This is a genomic window from Streptomyces katrae (assembly GCF_000966975.1).
GTDB lineage: Bacteria > Actinomycetota > Actinomycetes > Streptomycetales > Streptomycetaceae > Streptomyces > Streptomyces katrae.
Genome location: NZ_JZWV01001545.1, coordinates 1 through 2,146 on the forward strand (window position 1 = coordinate 1; position 2,146 = coordinate 2,146).

The 2,146-nt window shown below is 75.9% G+C and carries 2 protein-coding genes and 1 pseudogene; 2 read left to right on the top strand and 1 reads right to left on the bottom strand.

The annotated features are described in order from the left end of the window. Window positions 1–605 (top strand): annotated as a pseudogene (locus VR44_RS39035) (hypothetical protein); the annotation flags it as partial. A gap of 9 nt (window positions 606–614) precedes the next feature. On the opposite strand, the gene VR44_RS39040 reads toward VR44_RS39035, so the two are convergent. Beyond that, window positions 615–968: a hypothetical protein gene (locus VR44_RS39040; protein WP_045952437.1), complete on the bottom strand. Its 354-nt coding sequence runs from the start codon at window positions 966–968 to the stop codon at window positions 615–617. 163 nt (window positions 969–1,131) lie between these two features. Here VR44_RS39040 and VR44_RS39045 point away from each other — a divergent pair. Beyond that, window positions 1,132–2,146 (top strand): acyl-CoA dehydrogenase family protein (locus VR44_RS39045; RefSeq protein WP_045952436.1); only part of this gene is annotated, 1,015 nt, incomplete at its 3' end.

Sequence of the window (2,146 nt, forward strand, 5' to 3'; positions counted from 1 at the left end):
CCCCCGTACGGTCCACGGTGTCGGCGGTCCCGCCCCGGAGTCGGCCGGCGCCCCGCACCGGGCTCCTGGTGGCCGCCGGGGTGCTCGCCGCGATCGGTCTCGGGATCTGGGGCGTCACCTGGGCGCGCACCGGGACGGAGGACCCGGGCAAGGCCAAGGGCCGGGCCGAGGCCAAGGACAAGTACACGACCCTGGCGGACTGCCCCGCGGTCGCCCCGTTCCTCCCCCGGCTCCCGGGCGCGCGCGACCCTGCCAAGGACGTCCACTCCGAGACCGTCACGGGCGCGATCACGAGCTGCAGCTGGGCGCAGGAGAGGGCGGCGGTCGCGTCCGTGGACTGGGACCTGGAGCTCGGGAGGCGCGGCCGCAGCGGGACGGAGGAGCAGCGGCAGCGCTACACCGCGGCGGTGACCGAGGGCGCGGGCGAGCCCGGCATCGGCGACGAGGCGTTCTGGAACGGGACCTGCCAGCTCGTCGTCCGTGACGGCAACGTCATGGTGACGGTGTGGCTCAACGGAGGCGGGTCCGGCACCGACGCCTGCCGGCCGCAGGTGCGGGACCTCGCCCGCACCGCCCTGACCGTCACGCAGGGCCCGCCCCGCTGAGCCGCCCCCTCACCCCCCGCCGGGAAGCCCCCGTACGCGGCGCTGGTTGCTCGTGCCGCAGCTCAGGCAGACCACCCAGTCCCGGAGCTCGCCGTCCTCCCGCCGCCAGGGCTCGCTGACGACGTTGCCGCCCTCCTCGCCGCAGAAGAAGCAGTCCGCCTCCCCGCCCTCTGGCCGCCGCATCGGTGTCAGCGGCCCGGTCCCGGTGTCCCGGTAGCCCACCCAGCCGCACCCGGAGCACTCCCACCACTCCTCCGGCCTCGGTGTCGGCCCGCTTCCGCCCCACCGGTTGCGGGTGTACTCCACGCGCAGGGCCGTCAGCGGCGTCTGCCCGCAGCGCGGACACGCGGGGGTCGACGTCATGGCGCACCTCCCTCTCTCCCGGGCAGCCCACCGCATCCCCGCCTCCCGCACAACCCCCGCCCGGCCGAAGGACACGCACATCACGGACGCCTGCCTCACATCCGGACGGAGATCTGGTGATCTGACCTTCCGTCAGATTGAAACGTGTTCTAATCTGCCGCGCATGGGCATCGGAATCACGCAGGAGCAACGGGAGTTGGCCGGCGCCGTGCGCGGCTGGGTGGCGCGGGCGGTGCCGCCCGAGGCGGTGCGGAAGCTGCTCGACGCCCCGCCCCAGGCCGGGGCGAGGCCCGGCTACTGGGACGGGATGTGCGCACAGGGGCTGGTGACGCCCCATCTGGAGGGCGGGACCCTGCTGGATCTGGCCGTCGTCGTGGAGGAGACCGCCCGGGCGGCGCTGCCCGGGGCCTTCCTGCCGAGTGCGCTGGCCTCCGTACTCCTGGACCGGGCGGGGGCGCGGCCTCTCGACGGGCGGGTCGGGGCGGTGGCCCTGGGGCCCGGCGGGATCACCGCCGTCGCGGCCGAGGGGGGCGGGTGGCGGCTGGACGGGGTCGCGCCTCCCGTACTCGGAGCAGGGGAGGCGGAGCTGGTGCTGCTCGCCGCCGAGGGGGAGGGCGGGGTCCGGTGGTTCGCCGTCGACGCCGCCGATCTGGAGGTCCGGCCGCACGAGAGCGCCGATCCGACCCGGCCCACCGCCGAGGTGCGGGCGCACGCCCTCACGGTCCCCGCCGGGCGGCTGCTGGAGCTGGACGAGGACCTGGTGCGGGACCTGGCCTGCGTGCTCTTCGCCGCCGACGCCTGCGGCACCGCCGCCTGGGCGGTCCACACCGCCGCCGAACACGCCAAGGTCCGCGAGCAGTTCGGCCGCCCCATCGGGCAGTTCCAGGGCGTCAAGCACCTGTGCGCCGACATGCTCGTCCGCCTCGAACAGGCCCGGGCCCTCACCTGGGACGCCGCGGGCAGCGCGGACGAGGAGCCCGCAGTGCGCTCGCTCGTCGCCGCCCTCGCCGCCGCGACCGCCCTCGACGCCTCGTACTCCTGCGCCAAGGACTGCATCCAGATCCTCGGCGGCATCGGCTTCACCTGGGAGCACGACGCCCACATCCACCTGCGCCGCGCCCTCGTCGCCCGCCAGCTCCTGGGCCCCGGCGACGCCCACCGCCTGCGCGCCGTACGCC

Coding starts and splice junctions, on each gene's coding strand:
- VR44_RS39040 (WP_045952437.1), bottom strand. CDS start 968: ATGACGTCGACCCCCGCGTGTCCGCGCTGCGGGCAGACGCCGCTGACG.